Source organism: Mesorhizobium sp. M6A.T.Cr.TU.014.01.1.1 (genome assembly GCF_004022765.1).
Lineage (GTDB): Bacteria > Pseudomonadota > Alphaproteobacteria > Rhizobiales > Rhizobiaceae > Mesorhizobium > Mesorhizobium mediterraneum.
The window spans coordinates 56088-79188 of record NZ_RZPG01000022.1; the positions used below are offsets into that span (position 1 = coordinate 56088).

The 23101-nt window shown below is 60.9% G+C and carries 21 protein-coding genes, 2 pseudogenes and 1 riboswitch; of the genes and pseudogenes, 10 read left to right on the top strand and 13 right to left on the bottom strand.

Annotated elements, in window-relative coordinates; all coding sequences use genetic code 11:
• Positions 1 to 13: 13 nt before the first annotated feature.
• From EN885_RS23270 to EN885_RS33670, 8 genes are all read right to left on the bottom strand, one after another.
• Complete coding sequence (locus EN885_RS23270) at positions 14 to 1288, bottom strand: hypothetical protein (protein WP_245493129.1); 1275 nt, start codon at positions 1286 to 1288, stop codon at positions 14 to 16.
• Positions 1289 to 1992: 704 nt separating this feature from the next.
• Complete coding sequence (locus tag EN885_RS23280) at positions 1993 to 2535, bottom strand: dihydrofolate reductase family protein (RefSeq protein WP_128243465.1); 543 nt, start codon at positions 2533 to 2535, stop codon at positions 1993 to 1995.
• A 581-nt stretch (positions 2536 to 3116) separates the two neighbouring features.
• Positions 3117 to 3749, bottom strand: coding sequence for a hypothetical protein (locus tag EN885_RS23285; RefSeq protein ID WP_128243466.1), 633 nt, complete (start codon positions 3747 to 3749; stop codon positions 3117 to 3119).
• A 49-nt stretch (positions 3750 to 3798) separates the two neighbouring features.
• Positions 3799 to 4089: a DCL family protein gene (locus EN885_RS23290; protein ID WP_128243467.1), complete on the bottom strand. Its 291-nt coding sequence runs from the start codon at positions 4087 to 4089 to the stop codon at positions 3799 to 3801.
• 9 nt (positions 4090 to 4098) lie between these two features.
• The gene (locus tag EN885_RS23295) at positions 4099 to 6045 is read right to left on the bottom strand and encodes an AAA family ATPase (protein ID WP_128243468.1); all 1947 of its coding nucleotides are present in this window, start codon (positions 6043 to 6045) and stop codon (positions 4099 to 4101) included.
• Entirely contained in the window at positions 6032 to 6553 is a 522-nt protein-coding gene (locus tag EN885_RS23300) for an ABC-three component system middle component 5 (RefSeq protein WP_128243469.1), read from the bottom strand. Before EN885_RS23300 ends, EN885_RS23295 begins: the two co-directional genes overlap by 14 nt.
• Positions 6550 to 7128: an ABC-three component system protein gene (locus EN885_RS23305; RefSeq protein WP_128243470.1), complete on the bottom strand. Its 579-nt coding sequence runs from the start codon at positions 7126 to 7128 to the stop codon at positions 6550 to 6552. Before EN885_RS23305 ends, EN885_RS23300 begins: the two co-directional genes overlap by 4 nt.
• A gap of 26 nt (positions 7129 to 7154) precedes the next feature.
• Positions 7155 to 7325 (bottom strand): hypothetical protein, encoded by a 171-nt coding sequence (locus EN885_RS33670; RefSeq protein ID WP_164897904.1) that lies wholly within the window; start codon positions 7323 to 7325, stop codon positions 7155 to 7157.
• Between the two features lie 468 nt (positions 7326 to 7793).
• Between EN885_RS33670 and EN885_RS23310 the strand changes: the two are divergent.
• Positions 7794 to 8149 (top strand): annotated as a pseudogene (locus EN885_RS23310) (LacI family DNA-binding transcriptional regulator); the annotation flags it as partial.
• A gap of 174 nt (positions 8150 to 8323) precedes the next feature.
• On the opposite strand, the gene EN885_RS23315 reads toward EN885_RS23310, so the two are convergent.
• Positions 8324 to 10054 carry an adenylate/guanylate cyclase domain-containing protein gene (locus EN885_RS23315; RefSeq protein WP_128243471.1) on the bottom strand — a complete coding sequence of 577 codons (1731 nt, stop codon included), beginning with the start codon at positions 10052 to 10054 and terminating at the stop codon, positions 8324 to 8326.
• A 456-nt stretch (positions 10055 to 10510) separates the two neighbouring features.
• Here EN885_RS23315 and EN885_RS23320 point away from each other — a divergent pair, with 456 nt between their 5' ends.
• Together EN885_RS23320 and EN885_RS23325 are read left to right on the top strand one after the other, a co-directional pair.
• Entirely contained in the window at positions 10511 to 11563 is a 1053-nt protein-coding gene (locus EN885_RS23320; RefSeq protein ID WP_128335222.1) for a LacI family DNA-binding transcriptional regulator, read from the top strand.
• A 54-nt stretch (positions 11564 to 11617) separates the two neighbouring features.
• A complete protein-coding gene (locus EN885_RS23325) occupies positions 11618 to 12859 on the top strand; it encodes a sugar ABC transporter substrate-binding protein (RefSeq protein WP_128243473.1) in 1242 nt (413 codons plus the stop codon).
• Positions 12860 to 13017: 158 nt separating this feature from the next.
• Here EN885_RS23325 and EN885_RS23330 read toward each other — a convergent pair.
• The 4 genes and pseudogenes from EN885_RS23330 to EN885_RS23345 all read right to left on the bottom strand — a co-directional run.
• Positions 13018 to 13581: pseudogene (locus EN885_RS23330) on the bottom strand (cobaltochelatase subunit CobN); the annotation flags it as partial.
• Positions 13582 to 13599: 18 nt separating this feature from the next.
• Entirely contained in the window at positions 13600 to 14637 is a 1038-nt protein-coding gene (cobW, locus tag EN885_RS23335) for a cobalamin biosynthesis protein CobW (RefSeq protein WP_128335223.1), read from the bottom strand.
• Positions 14634 to 15068 carry a DUF1636 family protein gene (locus EN885_RS23340; RefSeq protein ID WP_095483432.1) on the bottom strand — a complete coding sequence of 145 codons (435 nt, stop codon included), beginning with the start codon at positions 15066 to 15068 and terminating at the stop codon, positions 14634 to 14636. The genes cobW and EN885_RS23340 overlap by 4 nt, the downstream gene beginning before the upstream one ends.
• A 37-nt stretch (positions 15069 to 15105) precedes the next feature.
• Positions 15106 to 15310: riboswitch (cobalamin riboswitch) on the bottom strand.
• Between the two features lie 29 nt (positions 15311 to 15339).
• Positions 15340 to 16539: a winged helix-turn-helix domain-containing protein gene (locus EN885_RS23345; RefSeq protein WP_126106058.1), complete on the bottom strand. Its 1200-nt coding sequence runs from the start codon at positions 16537 to 16539 to the stop codon at positions 15340 to 15342.
• 335 nt (positions 16540 to 16874) lie between these two features.
• Here EN885_RS23345 and EN885_RS23350 point away from each other — a divergent pair, with 335 nt between their 5' ends.
• The 7 genes from EN885_RS23350 to EN885_RS23380 all read left to right on the top strand — a co-directional run bounded on the left by EN885_RS23350 (position 16875) and on the right by EN885_RS23380 (position 23034).
• Positions 16875 to 17240: an NADH-quinone oxidoreductase subunit A gene (locus tag EN885_RS23350; RefSeq protein WP_095483434.1), complete on the top strand. Its 366-nt coding sequence runs from the start codon at positions 16875 to 16877 to the stop codon at positions 17238 to 17240.
• On the top strand, positions 17231 to 17812 hold the full coding sequence (locus tag EN885_RS23355; protein WP_095483435.1) for an NADH-quinone oxidoreductase subunit B: 582 nt from the start codon (positions 17231 to 17233) through the stop codon (positions 17810 to 17812). Before EN885_RS23350 ends, EN885_RS23355 begins: the two co-directional genes overlap by 10 nt.
• A gap of 8 nt (positions 17813 to 17820) precedes the next feature.
• A complete protein-coding gene (locus EN885_RS23360) occupies positions 17821 to 18423 on the top strand; it encodes an NADH-quinone oxidoreductase subunit C (RefSeq protein ID WP_095483490.1) in 603 nt (200 codons plus the stop codon).
• Positions 18424 to 19614 carry an NADH-quinone oxidoreductase subunit D gene (locus EN885_RS23365; RefSeq protein ID WP_095483436.1) on the top strand — a complete coding sequence of 397 codons (1191 nt, stop codon included), beginning with the start codon at positions 18424 to 18426 and terminating at the stop codon, positions 19612 to 19614.
• A complete protein-coding gene (locus EN885_RS23370) occupies positions 19615 to 20913 on the top strand; it encodes an NADH-quinone oxidoreductase subunit E (RefSeq protein ID WP_128244039.1) in 1299 nt (432 codons plus the stop codon).
• A 10-nt stretch (positions 20914 to 20923) separates the two neighbouring features.
• Positions 20924 to 22228: an NADH-quinone oxidoreductase subunit NuoF gene (gene nuoF / locus EN885_RS23375; protein ID WP_095483438.1), complete on the top strand. Its 1305-nt coding sequence runs from the start codon at positions 20924 to 20926 to the stop codon at positions 22226 to 22228.
• Between the two features lie 104 nt (positions 22229 to 22332).
• The gene (locus tag EN885_RS23380; RefSeq protein ID WP_095483439.1) at positions 22333 to 23034 is read left to right on the top strand and encodes an NADH-ubiquinone dehydrogenase; all 702 of its coding nucleotides are present in this window, start codon (positions 22333 to 22335) and stop codon (positions 23032 to 23034) included.
• Positions 23035 to 23101: the final 67 nt, after the last annotated feature.

The following is a 23101-nucleotide window of genomic DNA, read 5'->3' on the forward strand; positions in this document are numbered from 1 at the left end:
CAAGCCTGCCGGGTCAAATCGACTTCAGGTATTCGATCAGATCACTCTTTTCCTGATCGGTTAGGTCAAGGCTCAGATGACCGTCATAGTGCTCGACAACGTCGTCGAGTGTGGCGAACCGCCCATCGTGGTAGAAACCGCCCTTGTGAATTTTCTCGATGTCCCAAAGGGCTCGCAGCGATGCCGTCCGGTAGCGCTCGTCCGGAGATCGCATCGCCTGGAAATCATCGATCCCTATCTCGTCGGCGGTATGCAGGTTCCAGCCCGGTTCCGTGAAGAGCGGTGGCACGTGGCAAGTGCCGCATTTGGCCTTGTCGTTGAAGAGAACCTCTCCTTTCTCCGCAGCGGCGCTGTCGAAGGCGCCCTCCGGCGGTTTCGGTGTCGGCAGCGAAAGTTGATAGAAATGGAGCGCCGGCAACTTGGCCGTAATCCGGTCCTGCTTGTCCTGCTTGTGGCCCTGCTTCGTTCGTGCTGCGACCGGATACTTCTCGGCGTCATCAAGGCGCGGATCGTAAAACACGCCTTTCCCGTGCATCTCGAGATTGCCCACATAAGCGTTCCAGTAGCTCACTGTGCCCCAGGCTCCGGTCCATGTGTGGTTGTTTATACCGGCCAATCCGAATGCCGCCGGATTGAGCGTGGCGGCCGTCTTGCCGTCCGGCCGGAATGCTTTGCCATCGAGGTTCAGTTCGGCATCGAACTTCCCGGGACCCCACGCCTCAACCGCCTTCTTCACCTCCGCTTCGGATATCTGCAGCATCTCGGTGAACGCCGTGAGATCAGGTGCGAGGGCAACGATCGCGCCGATATTCAGGTCACGGTTGGGCCAGCCGTCCAGCCGTTGTCCGATCCCGGGCGCATAGGCGTCATCGACGGTTGAATGGCACACCGCGCATTGGATGCCCACCGAAGTCAGCGTCTTTCCGTCCTCGGCGAAGAACCCGGTCACCCCGACAACGGCATTGGCTCTCAGCAGGACAAGCGTGCTCGCGGGATCTGCGAGGTCGACCGCGCCCTTGTTGAGCGCATCGGCCACATCCTTGGGAATGGCGTTCACATCGACCTTGAGGCCGAGTTCGAGGGCTTTCTGTGGGCTCAGGCCGGGCCCCGTGCCGCCCAGCTTCTCACCTGCGATTGCCTCGTGGAGTTTAAGTTTGCCGCCCCAGAAATCCTCGCTGCCGAAGGTGTCGAAGCGGAATGTCTCGCGGCCTTCCTCGAGATATCGCTTGGCCTGCTCGGCGGCAGCGTTGTCGAAATCCTTCCCGCTTATTTTCTCTTTCGCGCTCATTTGAGCCGCGGCGGGGATCAAGCTTGAAGACAGGAGCAGAGCGAAAATTGTTGCTGTACCGTTGAAACGCAAGGGCATGTCACGTCCCTCCCAAAGACGATTGCCAATCGGCGGTCATCTTTGGTTCGCGGGCCACGCGAAACGGAATGCAGCCGAAGCATTAGAACATTCTAAAACAACAAAGGTTCCGGCGCCGATCGTCGAAAGGCGCGGGGCGCTCGTTCAGATCCTGCCCGAATGGCGGCCGCCGTCCGGAGGCATCTACACAGTATCCACCCCGCCGCGCGCTTCCGCCCGCCTAAGGTGACCAGGTTTGTTGAGATGCTGGTTGCGGCCGAGCAGAAGGGTTGAAGCGGGGAGGGGCGCTGTAAGCTTTGGGCGAGGCGCTGATGGCCGAAGCTGCCGATCTCCCCCCTTGAGGGGGAGATGGCCGGCAGGCCAGAGGGGGTCGTCTCGCGTAATGCGCCAACCTCCACTGTCGCAAGAGGAGGCCGCGCCCGGTCGAACCGACCCCCTCTGCCCTGCCGGGTATCTCCCCCTCAAGGGGGGAGATTGGCCGTCATCGGCGCCTTCGCCAATCACCAGCGTTGCAGGATGAGCGCCAAAGCCCGAACTGCCGATCTCCCCGAGATGGCCGGCAGGCCAGAGAGGGGCGCTGTCCCGCCAGCTTATCAACAAAATCGTACATGCACCGTTACGCGCCATCACGACTTCGCCGTCACAGGCGCATACTCGAGCGCCACCACGCCGTTGCTGAATGGCGCGGCCGAGATCAGCTCGAGCGGCACTTGCTCGCCGGGCGGGAACAGCGGCTTGCCCTGGCCGACGGTGCCGGGATAGCTGAGCAGCCTGATGCGGTCGACCAGCCCGTGGCGCAGCAATTCCTGCGCGACGCTGAGGCTGCCATGCACATAGATGTTGCCGCCGCTGCCTTGCTTCAGTTCCCTGACCGCTTCCGGCAGCGGACCCTTCAGCAGCTCGGCCGGTTTCCAGTCCAGCGTCTTCAAGCTCGTCGAGGCGACATATTTCGGCAGCGCGTTGAACCGGTCGGCGAAGTCTCCGGTTTCCTCAGGCCATGAGCCGGCAAAAATCTCATAGGTCGTGCGCCCCAGAAGCATGGCGCCGCTGTCGGCAAGCTCGTCTTCCTTGAACCTTTGCATTTCATCGTTCCAGGCCACACCGGGCAGCTTCTCGACCTCGGCGATGCCATCGACGCTGATGAATTCGGTGACGATAAGTTTTCGCATGGCGCTCTCCTTTGGTCAGAGGACGGATGCCGCGGGGCTTTTGCGACACGCTCCGTGAAAATAGCGCGGCGCTTTGTTGTTCTTTGGCAGATGTCGGGCACAGGCGTCGACCTCGGTCAACCTGATGCTCGGCGCCAATTCCGGCAGGAGAAGCGCGAAGCGGTGGTGGGCGGTCGGTGCCGCGATAGCCGCTTTTGACCCGAAGCAGACTCTCGCAAACGGAGCCGTGCACGACAGCTTTGCGCCGCAAGTCGGTCGTTTGGTCGAGGTTGGACGTTGTCTTAAGCAGACATCACCTAGGCGTACCAACTAGGTCTTCGAAAAGTCGGCCGCACCTCCTGGCAAGACTACGAAATCGAAACTGACTTGGTATCGATCAGCTCCGCGCTTCGATGGGTGATCGCCAAGACGTTAGCTGCTGCGCAGGTTCCGTTTGCATTTCGCCAAACAACAACCTGACCGAGATCCGGCGTCTGAATGTCCGATGTAAAATCGTAGGGACTGATATTCACCACTTGACCGGTATCGTCCGCGCCATAGTCTCAGGGACGATCTCAGATCCGCAGCAGTGAACGTGCCATTTAAGCGGCTAGATCGTTAAACTTCCTGATGAAGGCATCCTGGAGCGATGCGTCGGCCGTCAACGCCAAGCCGTAATCGTTGATGTAGCCTTCGATAGTGGCCTGGAAGCTATCACGATAGACGATTTTCTTGTTACAATCGACGGGAACTGCGCCGGTAACCCAAATAATCCAGCCGTCCTTCGTTCTAGCCTCGTGCAGGAGCGCACAGCGAACATTGCTGTAAAAATCTCCCGCGTCCCCTTCGGAAAATACCTTGTCGAAAGGTGCGGTCTGGAACAGGAAATCGACAAAAAGTTTGCGGCTGTTTTGATACTCGTGCGGAGACTGGGCGTTCTTGTGCCTATATTTCTTCCCAGCACGCGTCGCCGCAAGAAACTCGATCAGCGCACACTGAATCGAAACGATGGTGAAGCCTTCACCTTCCCATCTGCCTTTATCCCGTAGCATCCCTATAGGCCTGAGATAACGGCTCTGCAGTCTGGCGAGAAGATAGGTGTCGAAGGCTTCCGCCCAAACATTGGCATCGCCGCCAGGCACGAGAAGCTTGGCAAATTTAGTCCAATCATTTTTCGTCCTGCCGGGAGCGATAAACTCGGACCGAGCGCTGGCAGCGGCAGCTGTTTGGCTCAAGGCTGATCTCCTGACTGGCCGCTCAAGCGCTCACGCACCGTCATTGCCGCTACACGCAGCTCTTGTAAGAGAAGCGCGCGTCGGAACCGTCTATCCGCAATATCCAAAAACACTGAGTTCCATAGTCGGCCGACCGCACATCAAAGCTGCGTATGCCCGGTCCGATCTTGGTGCTGGCCTCAGGGTGACGTTTCAGCGCTGCTGCGAGAAATGCTCCGTCAGCCGCGCTGACAGTTTCCCCCGGTTGATAGCGATTGAGCATGACCTTCATGAATGCCAGCGCATCTGTCTTCCGTTCAAATTGGTGCCCTGCGATCTCAATGGGTTGTGCGTTCGCCATCGACGTCTCCTAAACTTGCTCAGCGCCACCGACATTGCGCGGAAGAAAACCCAGCGTGCCTTGCTCTCGCGTTGAATGTCTCCCAACAAACAGCTCGGGCCTTATGCCAGGCCAGGGCATTGCTGTGGCAAGGATGATCTGGTGCTCGACTGGCGCCTGGTCAGAAATCTCGATCACCTGCTTTTGGAAGTTATGGCTTCGTGCCTGCTCAATCCCCTTGTCCTCAGTGATATCGATCATGAGGAATCGAGGATGACGGAACTTCCGATCATAAAGGGCAGCCTTGAGGAAGCCGACCAGAAACGCGGCCTTGAGCACAACGCGAGAGCTGGCAGAGAAATAGGTATGCTCGTCTACAGTGATCGTGTTTTTCGCGAATGAGAATTGCACATGCTCCGGGCTCTCGAAGGAATCCTGGCGCTTCAGATCGCCACGCAGTATCTCGATGATGTTCTTTTCAATGCTGGCTTTTGCGGTCCGAAGGCGATCGGTCTGGCTGAGTTGCAAGCCACTGATGCGATTGCCTAGCGCCTGAATGTCCTGATCCAGCTGCGACTTTCTGGCTGATAGATCGCCGATCTTGTTGGCGAGTTTCACTTGCGCTTCGATGTCCTCGATCGATTTGTCGATGTAACCGAGCCTTCGCTGCATCTCGCGAATATCCTCGCGGGCTTTTGATGTTGGCACCGAACTGAGATCAGCCAGTTCCTTTGCCTTAAGCCGCCAAGCTACTTGCATTGCGTTCAGTTGGACCTGATGGGTTTTGAGACGCTCGGCTCTGATGTCCTGCAGGCGCTCGGACTGTTTTACTTGTATCGAAAGCTCGTTGATTATCCCGACTACCCGCTCTCGCGCACGTTCAGTGTCGAGCGGCGTCTTGCAAAGATGGCACGCTTCAACCTTATTGTCGTGATCAACGACCTCAGCGTAGCACGCCGGGCATGTTCCAAAGCGAACGGTGCCAACGACCTCGGCGGCAAGGTCAGCGTCGCGCAAAGCCTCAAGACGTGCGTTTAGCGTTTTTATAAAGGCAGCTGAATCCGAGAGCTCGAATTCCACGGAATCTACGTCGACCTGCTTCTGGCGGATGTCCGCCTGCAGCCTCTGTACCTGCTTATAGACTTCCCTCTGAGCCTGAAGGGTAATCTTGTCGGACGACTGACTGGAATAGAACGCTTCCTCGGCTACTACCAGCTGGGCTGAGACAGCATCACGCTCTTCGACCAACCCTTTGCGGCGTTGCTCGATCCAGCCAAGCGTCATGCTCTCGTCGCCACCACCAACGACCCTGAAGATGCTTCTTAGTTCAGCGGAAGCGTCTGTAAATTCGCGTTCCTTCGTTCGTTTCAGCTGCTGCAGTTCGTAGATTTCGGTGTCGAACGCACCGCATAGCAGGTTGCCCACAGCCTCACGCAGGTTCTCAGGATCGTAACCCTCAAACCGAAAGAGGCTCTCGGTCGGCGAGAGTTGATCGGCGTATAGAAGGCGGAGAATCTGATGAATTGTGATGCTGGACGTGCCTTCCACGGCGACGTCCGGCATGTCGAGAAGGCGATAGATTGCCTGAGAGAAACTCTCCTGGTTCTTTGAGCGAGCGTAGGAGTATCGGTGCCACGCCTCGATTGGAGCCGAAACAGCTTGCTCATAGCGTCCGCCGAAGATCTCCATCGCAGATTGTGATGAGACATCGATCTGACGGCGAAGGACGGCCGGATTGCCATTAAACTCCGCCTCCAGCCACACATGCTCACACAACAGCGCATGCTCACTCCAGGCCGAGCGGTCGAGATCGCCGCCTAGCCCGAAGAAAACAAAGTTCATGATCGTCGATTTGCCCGAGGAGTTGTCTCCCCGGATCACGTTGACGCCCGTATGAAACGCCTCGTCGTATAGGATCGAGGCCCCGCGTTTCACAACGAGGCGCTTAACGATGAGACAGGGATCATACCGAGTCATATCGGTACTCCAAAAGCCCTGTTCTATCCTTCAGTCCGTCACGGCCTCCGAGGGGGTAACGCGCCTTAATCTGGCACAGGATGTCAACGACATCCTTCATGCGGGTGTTCAGTTCTGAACAGCGCACCTTCACCGTTGCTGGAAGCGCATCGGCAGTGAATTTAACCTCGTTCGAGTCCCATGCATCGGAAGCCAAGTGGCCACTGTGGACGAGGCTGGCAGCCGCCGCCCTTTGGAAAGGTTCCATCCGGGCAAAAATGGTGCTGTCGTCCGGCATCGCACCGTACGGAGCCTGGCCTTCATAGGATCTGCTTATTTTCCTCCAACCCGTGTCACCCGACAAAAGCTTCATTGCTTGAAGTCGGAATGGGAAGAGAAGATAAAAATCCAAGATGCGCAAAGTGTCGAACGGCAATTTGGCGCTGATATCGCAAGCGAGGTGCAGTCTCAGGAATCTGAAGACTGCATGGTAGGGGTCGAAGGCCTCGTTGTAGGTGAGCTGCGTCATGCCGCCACCGGGCCATGCCACTTGATGAAACACTGTTCCGCCAGCCAGTATACCATTCCCTGAACCAGGTTATGGTTCACCGACATCAGATCGCCGCCGCATTCTTCAACAATCGGATTCACAATGCGGTCGATCACAAGCGCATTTATTTCTTCAAGCGTCCTCTTCGGAATTTGACTATAAATCACCTGAGTAAACTCGTTCTCGGCCCTGGCGAGGATGTGAACGAAAATCTCCTGAGCCGATGAATAGAGAGACCATCTCTCCAGCAGCTTCGCGAACATTTCTTTCTTCTCGATTGCCTCATCATAATAATCAAAGCGCCCGCTCGCTTTGAGTTTTGCTTCGAGTCCGTCAATCCCGTCGGCGGAGCGGCGGGTATAGTATCGCGCCAGCTCGTCCATGGTCGTCTGGGTCTGTTCGTTGCAGTCGTACTGCTCCTTCAGTTTGAGAAGCAGTTTTTCGACCACGCCCTTTTTAGGTTCGAAGTTGTAGTAGTCACGACCTGCAATGTTACCGCCTGCTTGGGCACCTTGCTGGTTGGAAATAGTGCTTTCTTGCGTCGCAATGTCCATGGATTTCATATCGTGCCGTCAGCAAGCTAGCGCTTGTCCCGGCCCACAATGTCTCCACCGGCACGCGCATCGGACTGGTCGGTCGCGGTACCATGGCGGTCAGCGCGCACGTTCTTGGTGAAATGGAAGGTCAGCAGAGAGCCGCCAATCGTGCCCGCAAGCAAACCGCCAAGAAAATTCCAAATATCAAAAGCCATTCGATTCCCCCAATATCCGATCCCTAATAAGGTTTGCCCGCCTTTTTGCTTCCTTGCAACAGTTTAGGGTTGTGCACCGCATCACCGTAGTGGGTCGCGGGAGGGCGGCGAGAACCCTTCATGTGCGCATTGAACCGGCGCAGGGTTCAATGACGTGACATGTTTCGACGGATATAGCGTCCATCGATGCTGAAAGCTGCCCGTCCGCTGCGGCCCAATCCAGACGTTTGCACACTGGCGCCAAGCGCCCCTCTTGGCGCAAAGCGGCGGAGATCACGACACCTAGCAAGAAACCTTAGGCACACCCAAAACCAAATCTATTCCACTTGCCAACCCCTCCACCTTCCCCCTTCTCTCCCTCTGAGAAAACCTTTTCCCAATCGCCCGCATCCCTCTGACCACACCAATCTGCACCTCGCAGGCCAACAAGAGAAAACCTTTTCCCAACTAAGGAATTCGCCGCCCACTATGTCCTCCGACGCCCAGCCAGCCCCCGCCTTCACCAAGCCAGTCACCCTCCGCGAGGTGGCCACCCTTGCCGGCGTCAGCGTTGCCATGGCGTCTAAGGCGCTGAACGGGCAGGGGCGGATGACTGCCGAGACGCGCGAGCGCATTCGCGAGACGGCGCAGCGGCTCGGCTTTCGCCCGAACAGCCCGGCGCAGCGCCTGTTGCGGCGGCGCTCCTTTACCGTCGCCTTTTGACCAACGACACCTATGGCCGCTTTTCGCTGCCGGTCATGTCGGGCATTTCGGATGCGCTGGTCGACAAGGGCGTCCCAGTGTTTCTCTGCAATCTCGAGGACGACCAGCGCCTCGGCCAGCTGGCATCGCGACCCCTGCTTCAAACAGTGAAGCACCGCCGGCGTGGGAGCGCGTTGGTGGGGAACGGCCGCCTCTGACCCGGCGCTGCCCATCGTTCGGTCATGCCGCAAGGTCCGCATCGGGTGGGGGGCTTTTTTGCCTGGCCCCGATTGGATCTGGTTCGTGTTACGGGCTGGCTACAGGTGGGCAATACCGGCTTTCAGCAGTCCTTCGCGGACGTGCTGCGCGTCAGCTTCCTGGGCATAGTGCAGGGTGGCGATAAATGAATCGAGGTCGAATTGGGGATCGAGCGTTCTGATCTTGCCTAGATGCGCCGCGGCCGCGATTTCGTCGCCCAGCCAGCCGTAGCAGGCAGCGGCGAAAGCGTGCTGAACCGAGTCCATGGTTGACAGATGCATGAAGGCTTCGATCGCCTCGCCATACTGGCGCGCGGCGAAATGCGCCTTTCCCAGATGGCTCCAGAACCTCTCCGGGTGGTGCGGGTTCAACTGCATTGCCTTGCGGATCCATTCAATTCCCTCTTCCGGCCTCCCCAGCCAGGTCAATAACTCGCCTTGCTGCACCACCACGAGGTCGTAATTGGGATTGAGGGCGAGGGCGCGCTCTTGATGGTAGCGCGCTGTGGTCAGCTCATTGTTGTTCACGTTCACTGCGGCGAGGATGCGGTGGACATCGGCATCGTTGTCGTCCAGCGCCAGCGCCCTGTCCAGCGCTGCCATGATGTCGTTCCAGACGGCATCCCTGTCTTCGCACCAGTTATGGACCCAGGCCTGGCCAAGGATGCAGGCTCGCCAGGCATGGGCATGGGCATAATCGGGGTCGAGCGCGACGGCCCTGCCTATCAAGGTTTGCGCGCGTTCATTATCCGCAATCGTGCTTCGGTGATGCAGCACCTTGGCAGCAAGCACACATTCATAGGCGGCCATGTTTGCAGGTTTCGCCCGCGCGAGCTGGTCCCGCTGGGCCGCCTCGACACGACCGGGCAGCGTGGCTGCGATCGCTGCGGTCACCTCATCCTGAATCGCGAATATGTCGTCCAGCTTCCGGTCATATTTGTCTGCCCAGATATGAGCGTCATTCGCCGTGTCGATGAGCTGAACCGTCACGCGCACCCTGTTGCCGATCTTGCGGACGCTTCCCTCCACCAGGTATTGGACGTCGAGTTTCTCGGCCACTTCGCGCACATTCACGGCGCGGTTCTTGTAGACGAAGCTGGAATTGCGCGAGATGACGAACAGCTCATGGTGGCGGGACAGTTCGGTGATGATGTCCTCGGTCAGACCGTCCGCGAAAAATTCCTGCTCGGGGTCGCCGCTCATGTTGTCGAATGGCAGCACCACTATCGAAGGTTTCGAAATGGATCGCTTTGCCTCGACTTCCGGCAGGACAGCACTGTCAAACCCAATGCGATAGAGGCGAACCGGGCGGCTGATGTTCTTTAACGTCTTCTCGCCCAGGTCCTCCATGGCAATTTCGAGACGGTCGGCAATTTGGGTCGCCACCGCTGCGGTCACGCAGATACCGCCGACGTCGGCGAGTTGCTCGATGCGCGCGGCAATATTGACGCCGTCGCCGAAAATGTCCTCATCGTCGAAAATGATGTCGCCGAGATTTATGCCGATCCTGAATTCGATACGCCGTTCTTGCGGCACATCCGAATTGCGCCGTTTCATGCGCTGTTGGATTTCCACGGCGCATTTCACGGCATCGGTCACGCTCTGGAACTCAACGAGCATGCCGTCTCCGGTGGTCTTGATGATCCGGCCCTTGTTCTTCGCGATGGCGGGATCGATCAGTTCTATGCGATGGGTCCGAAGGCGTGCGAGCGTGCCGGTTTCGTCGGCCTCCATTAGCCGACTGTAGCCCGCCATATCAGCAGCCAGAATTGCGGCTAGTCTCTGTTCCATCGCTTGAACCAAAAACCAAGCCTATCCTTCCCGGGCTGCCAAATCCAGCAATTTGGGCTTGTGGCTGAATCAAGAAGTCTTCCTACCGCAGCAGCAAGAAAGGGCGGATCAGAACCTTCCGCCTTCCGCCAGGTGGCTGCGAACTCGATCGCATCAATGGCGGGAGGGATCCGCGCGGCGTCAGACCGGAAACGTCCGATATGAACACGGACCATAGTGGCTGCACTCGCTGACGTCTGCAAATGGCGCAAAGCGGTCGTAGATCACGGCACCTGGCAGAAATCTTAGACACGCCCAAAACCAAATCTATCCCTCTTGCCATCCCCACATCCTTCCCCTAATCTCCCTCTGAGAAAACCTTTTCCCAAACCGCCCGCACCGCTGACCTCACCAATCAGCGCCTCGCAGGCCAACAAGAGAAAACCTTTTCCCAACTAAGGAAATATGCCGCGCACCATGGCATCCGACACCCAACCAGTCTTCACCAAGCCAGTCACCCTCCGCGAAGTGGCAGCGCTCGCCGGCGTCAGCGTCGCCACGGCCTCAAAGGCGCTGAACGGGCAGGGGCGGATGACCGCCGAGACGCGCGAGCGGATTCGCGAGACGGCGCAGCGGCTAGGCTTTCGCCCGAACAGCCTGGCGCAGAGCCTGTTGCGCCGGCGCAGCTTCACCGTCGGCTTGTTGACCAACGACACCTATGGCCGCTTTTCGCTGCCTGTCATGTCGGGCATCTCGGATGCGCTGGTCGACAAGGGCGTCTCGGTGTTCCTGTGCAATGTCGAGGACGACCAGCGCCTCGGCCAGCTCCATGTCGATGCCATGCTCGACAAGCGCGTCGACGGCATCATCGCCACCGGCAAGCGCATCGATCGCCATCTGCCGGTTGACCTGTCCAATCTCGGCGTTCCCGTGATTTACGCCTTCACCCAGCCCGATCCCGGCGCCGTCGCGTTCGTGTCTGACGATGCCGGCGGCGCGCGCCTTGCGGTCGAGCACCTTTGGCGGCTCGGACGCCGCCGCATCGCCCATGTCACCGGGCCGGCGAGTTTTGCGGTGGTGCACGCGCGGGCGCAGGCCTATCGTGACGTGCTGACCGAGAAAGGCTTGCCGGTCATGGAACCATTGCTCGGATCGTGGTCGGAGGCCTGGGGTCACGAGGCGGTGAAGAAGCTCTTCGACGGTAAGCCGTCGAAGAGTGGGGGCGAGAAGCCCGATGCCGTCTTTTGCGGCAACGACCAGATCGCGCGCGGCGTCATCGACGCGCTGCGCGAGCGCGGGCTTGATGTGCCCGACGATGTCGGCGTCATCGGTTTCGACAATTGGCAGATCGTGGCCGAGGCGACCCGCCCGCCGCTGACCTCCGTCGACATGAACCTGGCGGCACTCGGGCGCGAAGCCGGTCTCACACTTCTTTCGCTCGTCGGCGGCGACCCCGCCGAGCCGGGTATCCGAAAACTGCCGTGCCGGCTGGTGGTGCGTCAGTCATGCGGCCGTCCGCCGGACGGCTGAACCAAAAGCGCTGCGCGGGGAGCGCGGCCGAAGCAAAACCATGAGGAGGAGAACATGAGGACCATCATTACCGGGTTCGCGCTTGCCGCGAGCATCTTTGCCTTACCGGCGGCCGCCGCCGAGACCGCCAACATCTGGGTTCGCGCCGACGGCTCGAACTTCATGCCGCGCATTGTCGATGCCTTCAACAAGGGGCATGAAAACCAGGTCAAGCTGGACATCATCCCCAATGCCGAGATCATACCGAAATACGGCGCCGCCGCCGCCGGCGGCACAGCACCCGACGCGCTCTCGCTCGACCTGATCTACACGCCGTCCTTCGCTGCCGCCGGCCAGTTGGAGGACATCACCGACTGGGCGAAATCGCTGCCTTATTTCAACAGCCTGTCGCCGGCGCATGTCAAAACCGGCACCTACAAGGACCGCATCTACGGGCTGCCGTTCTCCGCCGATAGTTCGGTGCTGATCTGGAACAAGAAGCTGTTCAAGCAGGCAGGGCTCGACCCCGAAAAAGGCCCGACCAACTGGGCCGAGATCGAAGCCGCCGCCGAAAAGGTCAACGCGCTTGGCGGCGACATCAAGGGCTTCTATTTCTCCGGCAATTGCGGCGGCTGCAACATCTTCACCTTCACGCCGCTGATCTGGGCGTCGGGCGGCGACATCCTCACCGAGGACGGCTCGAAGGCGACGCTCGACAGCCCGCAGCTGCGCGGCGCGATCGACCTCTACCGCTCGATGGTCAAGAAGGATCTGGTGCCGGCAGGCGCGCAGACCGACACCGGCTCCAACTTCTTTGCCGCCTTCGCCGGCGGCAATATCGGCATCTCGCCATCCGGCGCCTTCGCCATCGGCGCGCTGAACACCCAATATCCAGACATCGACTATGGCGTCACCTTCCTGCCGGGCAAGGATGGCGGCTGGTCGTCCTTTGCCGGCGGTGACAATTTCGTCGTCACCAAGGGCACCACGAAGGTCGCGGTGGTGAAGGAGTTCCTCGATTTCGCCTATTCGCTCGAGGGCCAGACCATACTGGCGAAATACGGCAGCCTTCCCGTGCGCGGCGACATCGCCAATGAGGCGTTGAAAGACCTCGACCCGCGCTACAAGGTCGCCGCAGAGGCCATGGCCAAGGGCCGCACGCCCTATTCGGTGGTGTTCAACGACCTGATCAACTCCGCCAACGGTCCGTGGAACCAGATGGTCAACGAGGTCTTCTTCGGCGAAGACGTCGATGGCGCCATAGCCAATGCGCAGGAGACAATGCAGTCGATCATCGACTCGGCGCCGCAGCAGTAAGCGCCGGCTACCTCCCCCTCGAGGGGAGGTCGGACCGCAGGTCCGGGTGGGGTCGTTGCGGCAGTGCTCGACGTATCTTTGCGTCGGCGCACGTCAGAGGCGACCCCACCCCCGGCCTTCGGCCGGACCCTCCCCTCGAGGGGGAGGGGGACATCGCGCTCGACGACCCCCAGTCCGGGTTGATAGTAGCCCGCCTTCGGCACGCTGACAGGTTCAGCGACCGCCACACCTGATCCGGCGAGACTTGCCAGCCGATGCACCAGCGCCATCATATTCTCTGGGCCGCCTTCGCGAAAATAGCCGAGCAGCCCGTCCAATTCGTCGCGCGGCAGCGTCGAGCATTCGATTAGCCGCAGATCCTCGTCGCGGCATTCGCCGGGCAGCAGCGCCAGTTTTATGCCACGCGCGCGGGCGGTCGAGGCGAGCTGGTCGCAGCCATAGCGCCACCAGTCGTAGCCACCGAGGATGCGAACCAAAATAACCTTCGCGTGGCGGGCGACGCTGTCGACCCAGAGATCGACGGACATCGGATGGCGCAGATCGCGTAGAGCCGCCAGCCGCATCGACGGCAGGCGATCCGCGTCCGCCTTCCACGCCGCCGCCAAGCCGGCCAGATCGCTGTCGGTGAAGGACAGCGCCACGATATCCGCAGGCGTCTGCCTGAGATCGACAGGCTCGGCGAGATCGTCGAGCGAGGCGGATGTTGTGGTGAGGATGTGCATCGCGGCTCGTGCCTGAGGTCAGCCGGCGAGGATACGCTCGATTGCCGGGCGGTTCAGCCCTTTCAGGCCGATGACGACGAGGCGCGAGCGGCGGTCGTCGTCGGCGGTCCAGGCGCGGTCGTAATAGTGATTGACGCGCGGACCGACGGCCTGCAGCAACAGCCGCATCGGCTTGCCGCCAACCTCGACAAACCCTTTCACGCGCAGCACGTTTTCTTCCTCCGCCGCGGTGGCGACGCGCAAAGCCAGCTCATCGGGATTGGCGATCGACGGAATGTCGATGACGAACGAGTCGAAATCGTCGTGCTCGTGGTCAAGCTCGTCGTCGTGGTGGGTCTTGCGGTTCTCGATGTCGTCCTCGACGGCAAGGCCGAGGCCGAGCAGCACAGACGGATCGACCTTGCCCTGCGAGGTCGGCACGATCTTGACGGCGCGCGCGGTGTGCTCGCCGATGATGGCATTGGCGCGGGCCGAGCCGGCGGCGTCCATCAGGTCGCTCTTCGACAATATGATCAGGTCGGCGCAAGCCAGCTGGTCCTCGAACACCTCCTCGACCGGATCGTCGTGGTCGAGCGTCTCGTCCTGCGCGCGCTGCGCCTGCAGGGCGTACATGTCGTTGGCAACGCGGCCATCAGCCAGCGCCGGTCCGTCGACGACGGCGATGACGCCGTCGACCGTCACCCGGCTCTTGACCGTCGGCCACTGGAAGGCCTGGACCAGCGGCTTGGGCAGAGCGAGGCCGGAGGTTTCGATCAGGATATGGTCGACCCTCGGCGTCAGCGACAGGATCTGATCGAGCGCCGGGACGAAATCATCGGCGACGGTGCAGCAGATGCAGCCATTGGCCAGCTCGACGATGTTTTCCTCGGGGCAGGTGTCGATGCCGCAGCCTTTGAGGATCTCGCCGTCGATGCCGATGTCGCCGAACTCGTTGACTATGATGGCCAGCCGCTTGCCCCCGGCGTTTTCGAGCAGATGGCGGATCAGCGTCGTCTTGCCGGCGCCGAGGAAGCCGGTGACGACGGTGCAGGGCACGCGGGAGACGGAAGCGGTCATATCTGGTCCTTCAAAAGGTCGAGGGGAGGGACGCGGGCGACGAGGCCGCGCTTCAGGCAATCGGGGCGGCCGCGCCATGGAATGAGGCCGTCGGTCGAGGTGGCGAAGAGCTTTGCGCCAGCGACGAGATCGGCGCCGCTTGTCGCGGTCAGGTCGCCGAAGACATAGCTCCAGCAGCCGTCGCGCAGGATCGCGGCGCTCAGCCGGCGCTTGCAGTTGCCGAGGCATTCGACGGTGCGGATGCGGATATTTTCGCCTGAAGCGGCGCGGCGCGTGTCTTCAGCAAGCAGTTCGCCGGCGCGGGGATGGCCATCGGAGCCGGTCTCATTGCGGCAGGAGGCGCAGATGATCACGGTAACGCCGGCCAAGGCATCACAATCGCCGGACAATACGCCCGCTGTCTCAGCCGAAAAACTGCTGTCGCGTTCCAAATCAGGCTCCTTGCCCGGAAAACCCGCCAGGCGATCGGATTCTTATGTCCTAGACGGCAGGTCTCCTGGCTCGCGGGTCATCGCCTTGGTGCCGCCTTCCCGGGACCGTCCCAGTGGTTTTCGGCCTTGGCTCGTCGCTTACAGTTGCGGGGACAGCCGCGGATTTGAAATCGGAATTTCGCACCGCATTCCCTCTTGGCTCCTCCCTTTGCCGAGAGGAGACCGTCTGGACCGGATTTAGGCTTGTGGAGGCAGTCGTGTCAACGCACGTCTACGAGGCGGCAATGTTGGCGAGCACGGGCCCCAGATCGCCGGCCGGCGTCACCTCGATGCGTTCCAGGCCGAGCCAGCCCTGCATCAGCTTCAATTCCTCGAAAAGCTTAGCAGCGGTTTGCGGCGGGGCGCCGGGCTCGGCATAGGCGGCATGGACGCGCAGCACGCCGGCGGGACGGTCGGCCTTGAGGTCGATGCGCGCCACGATCCTTTCGCCGAGCAGGAACGGCAGCACATAGTAACCGTACTGGCGCTTTTCGGCAGGGGTATAGATCTCGATGCGATAGCGGAAGTCGAACAGTCTTTCCGTTCGGGAGCGCTCGAAGACGACAGGATCGAACGGCGCGAGCAGGGCGCGCGCCTCGATCCGGCGCGGAAAACGGGCGTCCTTGTGCAGATAGGCAGGCTTGTCCCAACCTTCGACGCGAACCGGCAAAAGATCACCTGCCTCGACCAGTTCCTCGATGCGGCCCTTGATGTCGGCGGGAGAGAGACGAAAATAGTCGCGCAGGTCTCCCGCTGTCGCGACGCCGTGGGCGCGGGCGGAAATGCGCAGCAATTCGCGATGCGCATCCTCAGGGGAGGGCACCGGCAAGCTGAGTATTGCCGGCGGCAGCACCCGTTCCGGCAGATCATAAAGCCGCTCGAAGCCACGACGTGATGCCGTGGTGATGCGGCCGGCCCAGAACAGCCATTCAAAAGCGTGCTTGGCGTCGCTCCAGCCCCACCAACCGCCGTTTCCCTTTTGGCCTTCGAGAGCCGACGCGGCGAGCGGGCCGCGCGATACAACCTCGCGATAAATGTCTTCAATGTAAGTGGTGCGTTCGCGCCCCCACTTGGCCAGCCCATTATACATTTCCTCGCCGCGCTCGGCCCGTTCCATGCGCCAGCGCATCAGCGGATAGGTTTCGACCGGTAGAAAAGAGGCTTCATGCGCCCAGTATTCGAAGACCGTGCGCTTGCGCGTCACGGCGGCGTTGTCGAGCAGCGCAAGCGGGTAGGGGCCAAGCCGCGAATAGAGCGGCATATAGTGGGCACGCACCACTGCGCTGACGGAATCGATCTGCAGCAGGCCGGTGCGGGCAAGGACGCGGGCCAGATGGCGGCGATTGGGCGTGCCGTTCGGCCTGACATCGGTAAAGCCCTGTGCGGCAAGCGCGATGCGCCGGGCCATGGCGATCGAGATTTTTTCCTTCATGCAGACGGCACTCTGTTGGCGTTCGACCAAAGGTTGGGGCGATGATTCCGCGCCATGCTAGCAGGGTTTTGGCGGCATCTATGTCAGGAGAGAAAAGTGGAGTAAAAAGTGAAGGAAATCAAACAGGAGCAGATCGGACCAGTTTATCCGGATATGCCGTCCAGCACCGTGTTTTGAACAAGGTTTGACTTGCTTCGCCGAAAGGCCTGCGCTAACCCTCGCCGCGTTGCAGCATAGAGCCCCCTAAAACGGTTCAGTGGTTAAACTGTCACGCTTCCGCAAGTGGGTCCGGTGCTGTAATCAGAGTGGATTGGCCGCCAACGGAAAGCCGCAGCATGAACGCGTTGTTGAGTTCGTACCTGCCCATCGTCCTGTTCATCGGCGTGGCGCTGGTCGTCGGCGTGGCGCTGCTTGCCGCACCCTTCCTGGTGGCCTACCGCAACCCCGATCCGGAAAAGCTTTCCGCCTACGAATGCGGTTTCAACTCGTTCGACGACGCCCGCATGAAGTTCGACATCCGCTTCTATCTGGTGTCGATCCTGTTCATCATCTTCGATCTGGAAGTGGCCTTCCTGTTTCCGTGGGCCGTGTCTTTCAGCCAGATCGGCATGCTCGGTTTCTGGTCGATGATGGTGTTTCTGGCGGTGCTGACCATCGGCTTTGCCTATGAATGGAAGAAAGGAGCGCTGGAATGGGATTGAGCGACAATTCCGGCACGCTCGTCGCGCCGAAGCCAAAAGGCATTCTCGACCCCAGCACCGGAAAGCCGGTGGGGGCGAGTGATCCTTTCTTCCTCGAGATCAACAACGAGCTGGCCGACAAGGGTTTTCTCGTCACCTCGACCGAGGCGCTGATCACTTGGGCGCGCAGCGGCTCGCTGATGTTCATGACTTTCGGTCTTGCCTGCTGCGCGGTCGAGATGATCCACACCTCGATGCCGCGCTATGACTCGGAGAGGTTCGGTGTTGCTCCTCGCGCGTCTCCGCGCCAGTCCGACATCATGATCGTCGCCGGCACGCTGACCAACAAGATGGCGCCGGCGCTGCGCAAGGTCTACGACCAGATGCCGGAGCCGCGCTACGTCATCTCGATGGGCTCCTGCGCCAATGGCGGCGGCTATTACCACTATTCCTATTCGGTTGTGCGCGGCTGCGACCGCGTCGTGCCGGTCGACATCTACGTGCCCGGCTGTCCGCCGAGCGCGGAAGCGCTGCTCTACGGCATCCTTCTGCTGCAAAAGAAGATCCGTCGCACCGGCACGATCGAGCGGTGAGCGGGATGATGAGCCTGTCGTTGAACGAACTCTCGACCTATCTCGGCGAGAAGCTGAGCGGCCGGATCGGCAATGCGGTGTTTGCCTATGGCGAACTCACCATCTCTGTCGAGCCGCATGATCTGATCGAGGTGGTGACCTTCCTGCGCGACGATAAAAACTGCCAGTTCATCTCGATCATCGACGTGTGCGGCGCCGATTATCCGTCGCGGGCCAAGCGCTTCGACGTCGTCTACCACTTGCTGTCGCCGAAGCAGAATATTCGCATCCGCATCAAGGTCCAGGCCGACGAGGAAACCGTGGTGCCGTCGATCACCGGCGTTTATCCCGGCGCCGACTGGTTCGAGCGCGAAACCTACGATCTCTATGGCGTGCTGTTTTCGGGCCATCCCGATCTCAGGCGGATTCTGACCGATTACGGCTTCGAGGGTCATCCGCTGCGCAAGGATTTCCCGCTGACCGGCTTCGTCGAGGTGCGTTATGACGACGAAGCCAAGCGGGTCATCTACGAGCCAGTCGAGCTCAAGCAGGAATTCCGTAATTTCGATTTTCTGTCTCCATGGGAAGGTACGGATTACGTGCTTCCGGGAGATGAGAAGGCAAAGCAGTAAATGGCTGAAACCTCCGTTCGCAACTTCAACATCAATTTCGGCCCGCAACATCCTGCGGCGCATGGCGTTTTGCGCCTCGTGCTGGAGCTCGATGGCGAAGTCGTCGATCGCGTCGATCCGCATATCGGGTTGTTGCATCGCGGCACTGAAAAGCTGATCGAAGCCAAAACCTACCTGCAGGCCGTGCCTTATCTCGACCGGCTCGACTATTGCGCGCCGATGAACCAGGAGCATGCCTTCGCGCTTGCCGCCGAGCGTCTGCTTGGCATCGAGGTGCCGAAGCGCGGCCAGCTGATCCGCGTGCTCTATTGCGAGATCGGCCGCATCATGTCGCACATTCTCAATGTGACGACGCAGGCGATGGATGTCGGTGCGCTGACGCCGCCCCTGTGGGGCTTCGTCGAGCGCGAAAAGCTGATGGTGTTCTATGAGCGGGCCAGCGGCTCGCGCATGCATGCGGCCTATTTCCGGCCCGGCGGCGTCCACCAGGACCTGCCGCAGAAGCTGGTCGAAGATATCGGCAAGTGGATCGATCCGTTCCTGAAATCGCTCGACGATCTCGACGCACTGCTGACCGGCAACCGCATCTTCAAGCAGCGCAATGTCGACATCGGCACCGTTTCGCTGGCCGATGCCTGGGCCTGGGGCTTTTCCGGCGTCATGGTGCGCGGATCCGGCGTCGCCTGGGATCTGCGCAAGTCGCAGCCCTATGAATGCTATGCCGAGATGGATTTTGACATTCCGATCGGCAAGAACGGCGACTGCTACGATCGTTACCTCGTGCGCATGGAAGAGATGCGCCAGTCGGCGAAAATCATGCGCCAGTGCGTCGACTTGCTGCTCGGCAAGGAAGGCACAGGGCCGGTGTCGAACCTCGACGGCAAGGTGGTGCCGCCGAAGCGTGCGGCGATGAAGCGCTCGATGGAAGCGCTGATCCATCACTTCAAGCTCTACACCGAAGGCTACCGGGTGCCGGCGGGCGAGGTCTATGCGGCGGTCGAAGCGCCGAAGGGCGAGTTCGGCGTCTATCTCGTCTCGGACGGCACCAACAAGCCCTATCGCTGCAAGCTGCGCGCGCCCGGCTTCGCGCATCTGCAAGCCATGGACTTTTTGTGCCGTGGCCACATGCTGGCCGACGTCACCGCCGTCCTCGGCTCCCTCGACATCGTGTTTGGTGAGGTCGATCGATAAATGTCAGTCCGCCGTCTCGCAGAAGCCAGCCTCCAGCCAGCCTCCTTTGCCTTCAACCGGGCGAATGCGGCAGCGGCGAAGCAATGGATCAAGAAGTATCCGAAGGGCCGCGAGCAGTCGGCGATCATCCCCTTGCTGATGCTGGCGCAGGAGCAGGAAGGCTGGGTGACCAAGGCGGCGATCGAGACGATCTCCGATATGCTCGATATGCCCTATATCCGTGGGCTCGAAGTCGCGACTTTCTACACGCAGTATCAGCTCAATCCGGTCGGCACCCGCGCGCATATCCAGGTCTGCGGCACCACGCCCTGCATGCTGCGCGGCTCGGAAGCGCTGATGGATGTGTGCCGCTCGAAGATCCATCACGATCAGTTCCACACCAACGACAAGGGCACGCTGTCGTGGGAAGAGGTCGAATGCCTCGGCGCCTGCGTCAACGCGCCGATGGTGATGATTTTCAAGGACACGTTCGAGGACCTGACGCCGGAGCGGCTTGCCGAGATCATCGATCTCTACGATGCCGGCAAGGGCGCCTCGGTGACGCCGGGGCCGCAGAACGGCCGCATCACCTCAGAGCCGATCAGCGGTCTGACGACGCTGAAGAACGAAAAGGCAATCCTGAAGACGACACGCGACAGGGAAGCCAAGGCGGCGGCCAAGGCCGCGCAAGGTGCAGCGTCGACTGCCGCCGCGGTGCCGGCTCCGGTCGCGCAGGCACTGGCTGCCCCCGTTGCGCCATCGAAAGCCAGCAAGCCGAAGACCGATGCGCCTGAAACCAGCCCGGCGCTGAGATCGCCTTCGCCGACAAAGGTCGCACCAGAGACGGAAAAGGCGGCGAGCGTCGCCGCACCGCGGCATTCGGCGGCCAACGCCAACAAGGCCGCGCCGGAGGTCGAAAAGGTTTCGAAACAGCGTAGCGGTCCCATAATCAAGGCTGAGCCAGCGGCCGCTTTCAAGGCGCCCGAAGCTAAGGGCGCACAGCTCGGCGCAGCCGCCAAGCGTGCCAAGCCTTCGCTCGAGGACAAGAACCGTCCGGCCGGCATCGCAAAGCCGGCACTGGTCGACGACCTCAAGCTGATCTCGGGGGTCGGCCCGAAGATCGAGGGCATCCTGCATTCGCTTGGCATCTTCACTTATGCGCAAGTCGCATCCTGGAAGAAGGCCGAGCGCGAATGGGTCGACGGCTATCTCAGCTTCCACGGCCGCATTCAGCGCGAAGACTGGGTCAAGCAGGCCAAGGCGCTCGCCAAGGGCGGGGTCGCCGAATATATCCGCGTCTTCGGCAAGAAGCCGGTCTGAGGAACGAACAATGCTTCAGGACAGAGACCGCATCTTCAACAACATCTACGGCCGCTTCGACAAGTCGCTGGCCGGCGCAATGGCGCGCGGCGCCTGGGACAACACGCCAGGCATCATCGCCAAGGGGCGCGACTGGATCGTCAACGAGATGAAGGCATCAGGCTTGCGCGGTCGCGGCGGCGCCGGCTTCCCGACCGGGCTGAAATGGTCGTTCATGCCCAAGCAGAGCGACGGCCGGCCGAGCTATCTTGTCGTCAACGCCGACGAATCCGAGCCCGGCACCTGCAAGGACCGCGATATATTGCGCCATGACCCGCACACGCTGGTCGAGGGCTGCCTGATTGCCGGCTTCGCCATGGGCGCGATCGCCGCCTACATCTATGTGCGCGGCGAGTTCATCCGCGAGCGCGAGGCGCTGCAGCGCGCTATCGACGAGGCCTATGAGGCCAAGCTGATCGGCAAGAACAACACGTCCGGCTACGACTTCGACATCTACATGCACCATGGCGCCGGCGCCTATATCTGCGGCGAGGAAACGGCGCTGCTCGAAAGCCTCGAAGGCAAGAAGGGCCAGCCGCGGCTGAAGCCGCCATTCCCGGCCAATGTCGGCCTCTATGGCTGCCCGACGACGGTCAACAATGTCGAGTCCATCGCGGTGGCGCCGACCATCCTGCGCCGCGGTGCGGCCTGGTTCTCGTCCTTCGGGCGGCCCAACAATGTCGGCACAAAGCTGTTCTGCATCTCCGGCCACGTCAACAATCCGTGCACCGTCGAAGAGGCGATGTCGATCCCGTTCCGCGAGCTGATCGAGACGCATTGCGGCGGCATTCGCGGCGGCTGGGACAATCTGCTGGCGGTCATTCCGGGCGGCGCTTCGGTGCCGCTGGTGCCGGCGGAGCAGATCATCGACGCGCCGATGGATTTCGATGCGCTGCGCGACCTGAAATCGGGCCTTGGCACGGCGGCTGTCATCGTCATGGACAAATCGACCGATATCGTGAAGGCGATCGCGCGGCTTTCCTACTTCTACAAGCACGAGAGCTGCGGCCAGTGCACGCCGTGCCGCGAAGGCACCGGCTGGATGTGGCGGGTGATGGAGCGGCTGGTGCGCGGCGAGGCGCAGAAGCGTGAGATCGACATGCTGCTCGACGTGACCAAGCAGGTCGAGGGCCATACGATCTGCGCGCTGGGCGATGCGGCGGCGTGGCCGATCCAGGGCCTGATGCGGCATTTCCGCGGCGAGGTGGAGCGGCGTATCAACGAGTTTTCGCGCAATGCGCACCGGGCAGAGCCGGTGATGGTGGCTGCGGAATAGAGAAGTTCGAAATACGGGCAAGCGCCCGATTTGAAATACGGGCGAATGCCCGATTTGAGGAAACAGGCTCGGGGCAAACGGAAGAAACGACTAGGAGATCACCAATGTCGCTGCATTCGAGACCCGATCATTTGATGCCAGATTTGGACCCGTTCGAGAAGATGAACCAGGACCTGACCAGGATGATGCCGAAGGAGATGGCGAGCGCCGTCAATCTCCTGGCGCACCCTGTCGCGGGTGCGGCAGCGATGTCGGCGCTCGGCTTCGGCCTTGCCAATCATGCCTTTGGGGTGTGGATGGGCGCGCTCTCGGGTGCCGCCGAGGCCTCGCAGCGCCTCTTCCAACCGATCGTCGACGATTTCGAGGCCAGGGTCGAACGCTTTTCAGAGACAGGGACGAACTCTTCGACCAAGGCGCGCGCGGCGACGAAAACCTTGATCGCCGAGGCGCAGTCCTTCGCCAGGGACGTAACCGATATAGCGGCAACTGCCACAGGCGATGCGCCGAACGTGGCGGATGCGAGCACCGTTGCGGGTGCCGCGCCAACCGGGTTGATGCCGGAGGATTTCAAGCAGCCCAAGGCCATGGATCGTCCGGCAAATCCGGCCGATCTCAAGGCGATATCGGGCATCGGGCCGAAGCTGGAGAAGGTGCTGAACGGCTTGGGCATCTGGACATATGGCCAGATCGCGGCATGGACGCCGGAAGAGATCGCCTGGGTCGACGATTATCTGTCGTTCAACGGCCGCATCGATCGCGACGACTGGCTTGGCCAGGCGGCGGCGCTGGCCGAGGCCAAACATTGAATTCAATACCGCGCGCGGTTTCGGCTGCGCCCGGAAAGAAAGATTGCGGAACGTCCGCAGGGGTTTG